The organism is Legionella bozemanae, assembly GCF_001648595.1.
GTDB classification, from domain to species: Bacteria; Pseudomonadota; Gammaproteobacteria; order Legionellales; family Legionellaceae; genus Legionella; species Legionella bozemanae.
Genome location: NZ_LBAW01000046.1, coordinates 1 through 6,882, shown reverse-complemented (window position 1 = coordinate 6,882; position 6,882 = coordinate 1). Strand labels below are relative to the sequence as shown.

Genomic DNA, 6,882 nt, shown 5'->3' with positions numbered 1-6,882 from the left:
TGGAGGAGCAACTGTTTGGGTTGCCCAAAAAAGCTAGTTGCATTAGCGAGTTGAATCCGCCTTAACCCCGCCCTTCTTAGATCTGGGAATCACAGTAATCAGACTTATTAAATGTTATTTCACGAGAAACCACTTTACTCTACCTATTCTTTAAAAATCATAAAATAATTAGCTTTTTTGGATAATTACTGAAAGTAACTATGATATATTATTCATTAATTTAGTCAAATTTTAAGCATAAAATTTTATTCTAGTCAGAATACTCTCGAATTAATATTTGGTAAAAATAAAAACCTTTTTAGGCCTGATGTACACATTAGATCAGATTGAATAATTTTAAAAAGGATGGATCCCTCCCCCGATGAAGTAAGTGGGCAAAACTATGGATAACAAAAAAAACCTTATCCATAGCTAGAAATCGTTTAGAAGAATTGCCAAGTCAATATTCCAGCAACACCATTGTCAATAACACTGCTTGCTAATTGTCCTAAGTACGTTACTCTAAAGGTAATGTTTTTATCTATATTAACTAAATTCAAGCCTGCATCAATCAATAATGCATTTTTTGCTATGGGTGCTCCATCAATAAAAAAGGGTAAGCTTCCAGAAGCAAAGGCTAAAGTGGCTACCGGGTTTATATTTTGGGAGGCATGGCGCCAACCGAGGACAACTTTTTCGCTGAGTTCTGATGAGTGACTTTTAGCTAACAAAGCAGTTTGTCTTAATCCTAAAGTAGTATAAAAAATATCTTCATCACCACTTCCAGTAAGTGCCGCATCCCCACCATGCTCGGTCCAATCAGAGCTGTCAATAGATACGTAGGCTAAGTCAATTAAAGGTTCGAACAACAGTTTTTGTAGATAAAAAGAATAACCTAATTCAGCAAAAACTTGAGTGGTGTTCGGATTATAACTGGTTCTTAATTGGTTGAGGAAACCGGGGAAAGCAACTTGACGATTAACTTTTGAGTTATTCCAAGTATAAGCAGCTCCAGTGCGTATGGCGAATTGATCGACTTGCGCGCCACTATATACTCCCAAGGAGTAACTGTTGACATTGGCTTGTGAAGACAGCGCATCGATATCTAAGCTACTGTGCTGATAACCACCTAACATACCCACACGCATATTGTTTCCTATGAGAGTATCTACGCCAATGAATGCGCCTCCATTGGAGTCAGTGACCCTGCTGGTATTAAAATTTCCGGATAAATATCCTTTAGCACTAAAGCCTTCTACCCACCATTCCCATTTGTTTTGAGCGGGGGACGGATGATTAAGACCATAATTAAAATCAAATTGTGTGCTTGCTTCGGTGGAAATTTGTTGTAAACGATTTAAGGTCGTATGACGCAAATAACGGCTTTCTTCAAGCAATGCACTTAATGATGAAGCATAAATTTCACCGGATAAACTATTAAATGCTTGTTGTGCTTGAGTTGTATTAACTAAACTTGCTAATGCTGTAAATACCTCATCATTCGGATTAAGCGTATCCGCAGCATTGGCTACAGCAACTTGGTTTGGAGTGACAGCAAAAATCGAAAAAGGAGTTGTAGAACGTAGCAGATCCAGATAAACATGATTCGCATCATAAGCTAAGGCAGGAGTAATAAAGAGAAGATTAAGACTTTGAATTAGCTCATCATAAGTACCTGTTACTCCACCCTCAGCATTGACTAGAGTATACTGAGTGTTAACTTTATATGTGCCTGGCTCTGGAGTGATTTGGACGATACCTCCATTGAGAACTGCAGTTCCTGTCACATTAATTAAACTGGAATTCCCATTTGGGTTTATTTCTGCGTTATAAAATGCGCCTGAATTAGAAATATATCCGCCCATATTTAATGCCTGGGTTGGAGTGTTGGGTGCAATAGTTGCGCCATTATTTACGGTCACTGTGCCAAGTATTGTTCCATTACCTCTAAAAAGAGAGTTACCGAGTACATTAACGTTGCCTCCAAGAGTACCATTCATGATTAATGTGCCTTGAGCAACTGTTGTTGTTCCAGTGAAGTCACTACTGTTACCCATTAAAGTTAAAACCGCGTTACCCTGTTTGCTTAAGTTACCTGATCCACTAAGAGAGCCATTCAGGGTTAAATCGGCATCGGTGACGAGGCTTCCGTTATTACCTGTGATTGTGATCATGCGATTACTGTTAATCGCATTCATATTGAGTAAGGTGCCACCATCTAAAATCAGAATACTTGCTGCATTTCCCAAATTGCTATCATCGCTAATCGATAAAATCCCTGATTGTATGTCCCAATTCGTAATGGATGAGGTTGTGCCAGTAAGAACCCACGTATTGGTACCGACTTTTTTATAAATACCAAAATTTTGATATTGCGAACCAATAGTTGAAACATCAAAATTGCTATTCGAACTACCACCAAGAGCTAGTGTATCCATTGAGCTAAAGGCAATTACATTACCATTAATAATTGATCCTGCCTCTAGTTCCAAAGAGTTAATCCCGCCAGTAAAGATGATCGCATTTTGCTGGATTGAATTGGAGAAACCTCCAGAAATGGTCCCTGCATTTGTAATAGAAAGGTTATTTCCTGTAATCCCAATACCACCAACACCACTTCCAAATCCATCTCCGCCAGCAACTTGTGATCCAGAACCAATAATAAGTACGGATGCTGATACTGAGCTAAGGCTCACTCCATTGCCGCCATTACCATTCAACCCCCCGTTACCACCTTGAACTGTGCTATTACCATTAAGAACAATTGTTGTGGATTGTCCTGAGTTGGAGTTAATCGCATCGCCTCCTTGGCTATTTGTACCTCCAGTACCCCCGGTAACCTTTGAATTTGAATCAATTATGATTAGGGTATTATCTTGGTCAGAACCAGTAATAATTCCATGACCACCCATGCCGCTTGAACCTCCATCGCCACCCGTGATCGTGCTATTCTGAAGGTTAGCGGCCATCAATTGCTCTGCATGAATGCTAAGGCCTGCACCACCTTGACCCGTTGTATCCCCATTTCCACCCGAGACGGTAGTGTTATTAGTGGTGACCCTCGCATTTGCTGTCAGGCTATCAACAAGAATGCCAATCCCACCATTTCCTCCAGATGTCCCATTCCCTCCGCTTATAAGAGAGCCATTAACAACTACGCTTGCATCACCTGCAAAAGATATTGCTTCAATACCATTGCTGCCATCTGCAAAAAGAAAATTAAAAAAAGATACAGCATTTTTATCGCACTGAGTTACATTTGTATTTTCTTTGAGTGTCTTAGCATACAATGATTGGCTAAAAATCAGCATTAAGCTGGCTAGAGAGGCTTTTGTAATTGTTGAGCGAACATCCATTGTATTTTTTATCCTTATGTGTTTAATCAATCTGACAGTTATACCATAAAGGGCTTTTTGCAAATAGTTGGCTTCGACAATTAGATTAAATCTCAGACTAAAATTTTTTTCATCGATCATGATGTTTACTTGAAATAATTTTAGAATTAATCAGACTTAAAAATAAAAAGTGCTGAAGAGTATGCCATACACGATTATGAAGGTTTCGGCGGTATCAATATCCATGAGTACGAAGCAATAGGCACTATTGTTGAATACGCATCATTTATTAAAGAACACGCAGAGTTGGGCTTAGCCCTTCTTTGTTACTGCTCAATAGATGAGGCACAAACTATGCTGGAAAATTTTCACGGTTGCTTTGATTCCGAGGTTGATTTCGCTAAGCAATTATTTGATGAATGTTATGCCCATCAATTGCCGGATAATTTATACTACTATTTTGATTATGAAGCTTTTGCTCGTGATCTGTTTATTAGTAACTATTGTTCGGTGGATGTTAATGGACAAATTTATGTTTTTTCATCTTACTGAGCCTCCTTAAGGGGCTCTTATCAAATGCTGTTTCAGAATTTTCCAAGACCCCAACAAAAAAAACGAGAATTTTCCTAGAAATAACGGAAAATATATCAACTTTGAATTAGTAGTTTTCTAATTACAATGACCGCAAAAGGTACTGATATCAATATTACTTCCACAAAAAATAATCCCTACCCTTTTTCCATGAAGCTCGTTTTTCAATGGGTTAAGAGATGCTGCAATGGCAGCTGCACAAGCTGGCTCAACCATCATTTTGAGTTCTTCTGCAATTAATTTCATTGCAGTAATAAGTTCATTATCATGAACCGTTACTAATTTATCGACATTCAGTTTACATAAATGGAAACTATAGGGTTCCGCTTTAGGGGCACCAAGACTATCTGCGATGGTTTGAATTTTATTAATGGCCATTGGCTTATTCGCTTTGAAACTTCGACTCATTGTATCTGCGCCTTCTGGCTCAACCCCGTAGATTTTACAGGAGGGTTGGGCTTGCTTGAAAGCATTTGAAACCCCTGCACATAAGCCACCGCCTCCTATAGCGACAACAACAGCATCTAATCTGTTAGTCTGTTCCGCAAATTCCAAGCCCAATGTAGCTGTTCCCAATGCAGTCTGGTATCCCTCAAAAGGATGAATAAAGGCTCGAGATTCCTGTTTTGCAATTTCATGAACCAGGTTAAAGCCTTCATTAATGGTGTCACAATAAATGATTTCGGCGCCATAAGATTGACACCGTTGAACTCGAAATGTGTTAGCCGTTTTTGGAATAACAACTTTCGCACTGATACCCAATTGTTTTGCAGCGTATGCGACTGCAATTGCATGATTACCAGCGCTTATAGCAGTAACTCCGTTTTTTAATTCACTGCTCTTTAGCGCCATCATATTTAATAAGGCGCCACGAAGTTTAAAACAACCACCATATTGGAGTGTTTCAAGCTTGAGAAATAATTCAGTATTCTTTCCAAAAAGATTATCTTTTTCTTGTCCCCTCCATTCCCAAACAGGAGTCAGCAAAATTTTATCACCGAGAAGCGTTCTGGCTTCGCGAATTTCATTTAGATTTGGAATTTTGATTTCTGCCGTCATAAATATGGATGCCTTATATTAGAGTTATTTATCACTTCTGAACTAAGTTTAAATCAAATAAAGGCAGTTGAATGCCCTCATAGATCTTTTCTTGCTTCAATTTGATTCCTATGCCTAACAATCTTACTGGCATACGTTTTCTCAAAAAACCTTCGTGTAGGAGTTGGCATAATATATTTAAATCGAGACTGTCATGCACACATTCCACCGTGGTTTGCTGAAAATCATTAAATTTTAATTTAACAAAAAGAGTGTGTATTGAAGACAATGTTCCTGCCTGTTTCATTCGTGCTTCAAGCCGCGCCATTAATTCGGGTAAAGCAGCAAAACAGGATTCCACATTCGGTAAATCGTGTAAATAAGTTTCTTCGACACTAATGGATTTGCGAATACGTTCAGGATTGACAGGACGCTCATCTATTCCTCGTGCTAAATCATAAAGTCTCTGACCTAGAGCACCAAATTCATGGGATAAATACTCCATTGAATGCTGTTGTAACTCACCACATGTTTTAATATTTAATGCATTAAGTTTTTCTTCCATTCTAGGACCAACTCCAAATAACTTGCGCACCGGCAAATCAATCATAAATGCAGCAACTTCCTCGGGTCGAATTACCTTTTGGCCGTTAGGCTTACGCCAATCACTAGCAATTTTTGCCAAGCTCTTGTTTGGGGCAATTCCTGCACTCGCAGTCAATTGTCGTGTCTGATAAATGCGCTCACGTAACTCTTGGGCTATCCAGGTAGCACTCCCCTTACACTTTGTGGAGGTGGTCACATCAAGATAAACTTCATCCAAAGATAAAGGTTCAATCAAAGGGGTATATTCCTCAAACAAAGCGCGAATCAATTGGCTTTCTTTTCGATAAACCTCCATACGCACCGGCCGTAAGATAAGGTGAGGGCATAATTTAAGCGCTTTTGCCGTAGGCATGGCTGAACGCACACCAAATGCACGTGCCGCATAATTACAGGTGGCAATGACACCACGTCGATGTGCCTCCCCTCCTACCGCGATGGGCTTATTCGCAAGCTCAGGAAAATCACGCATTTCGATTGCAGCATAAAAGCAATCCATATCAATGTGAATAATTTTTCTAATTAAGCTCATAAAAAGCCTCAATACACACGTACTTGAGGAACATCAGACCATCGCGTAGTGTACGCAGGTGATTTAAGCTCCGCGCGCATTGCCCAAGGTTTGGAATAGCCTTCTGCAGCCAAACGAAGGGTGCTTCTGCCATATTTTTGATTGATTTGGTCCAACACACGCATTAAGTGCTCAGTATGCTGGAGCTGCGCATCACTTGGCTGATGAAAAAGGTCCAATTGTGTTGGGTCTTTAGGAATTAAATCATGCAGACATACACCTGTTTTTTTATAAAAATATCCGGATTTGAAGATACGCTGCAAACACCGCTTAGCGATTTGAGTTATTAAGCGCACATCATCTGTAGGATGAATCAACTGAAACTCTACGGACTGAGTATGCTGTGCTAAATCATCACGAAAGCGATTGGTGTGAACAAAAACACTTATTCGCTGTACCATTAAATGTTGGCGACGCATTTTTTCCACTGCACGAGCACAATGACTGCTGACTGACTCGGCAATTGATGCGAATTGTGTTTGCATCCGCCCAAAACTTTTTGATGACATAATGCTTTGTTTGGGCTCTATTTCTTCTAAGTCGCCACAGACAATTCCTTGCAGCTCCATGGCAGTACGCATCAAGACCACATTAAAACGCTTTTTCAGAAGATGAATATTTGTGGTTGCCAAATCATACGCGGTGTCAATTCCTCGCGTGATGAGTTTCTTTTCCCATTGCCGCCCTACGCCCCATACCGCTCCGACAGAAATCTGCTTTAATAACCGCTCACGATTCGACGTGATATTCAATATTGGCGTGCTA

4 protein-coding genes and 1 pseudogene are annotated in these 6,882 nt (G+C 39.8%); 1 reads left to right on the top strand and 4 read right to left on the bottom strand.

What is annotated here, in order from left to right:
- Positions 1-422: 422 nt before the first annotated feature.
- Positions 423-3,335 (bottom strand): autotransporter outer membrane beta-barrel domain-containing protein, encoded by a 2,913-nt coding sequence (locus tag A8O27_RS17765; protein ID WP_058459905.1) that lies wholly within the window; start codon positions 3,333-3,335, stop codon positions 423-425.
- Between the two features lie 168 nt (positions 3,336-3,503).
- Here A8O27_RS17765 and A8O27_RS17760 point away from each other — a divergent pair.
- Positions 3,504-3,866 (top strand): annotated as a pseudogene (locus A8O27_RS17760) (antirestriction protein ArdA); the annotation flags it as partial.
- A gap of 117 nt (positions 3,867-3,983) precedes the next feature.
- Here A8O27_RS17760 and A8O27_RS17755 read toward each other — a convergent pair.
- The 3 genes from A8O27_RS17755 to A8O27_RS17745 form a co-directional block, all read right to left on the bottom strand.
- The gene (locus A8O27_RS17755) at positions 3,984-4,964 is read right to left on the bottom strand and encodes a threonine/serine dehydratase family protein (RefSeq protein ID WP_058459906.1); all 981 of its coding nucleotides are present in this window, start codon (positions 4,962-4,964) and stop codon (positions 3,984-3,986) included.
- Between the two features lie 31 nt (positions 4,965-4,995).
- On the bottom strand, positions 4,996-6,078 hold the full coding sequence (dinB, locus tag A8O27_RS17750) for a DNA polymerase IV (protein WP_064115149.1): 1,083 nt from the start codon (positions 6,076-6,078) through the stop codon (positions 4,996-4,998).
- Positions 6,079-6,086: 8 nt separating this feature from the next.
- Positions 6,087-6,882: DUF4113 domain-containing protein (locus tag A8O27_RS17745; RefSeq protein WP_154669259.1), on the bottom strand; the 796-nt coding region annotated here is incomplete at its 5' end.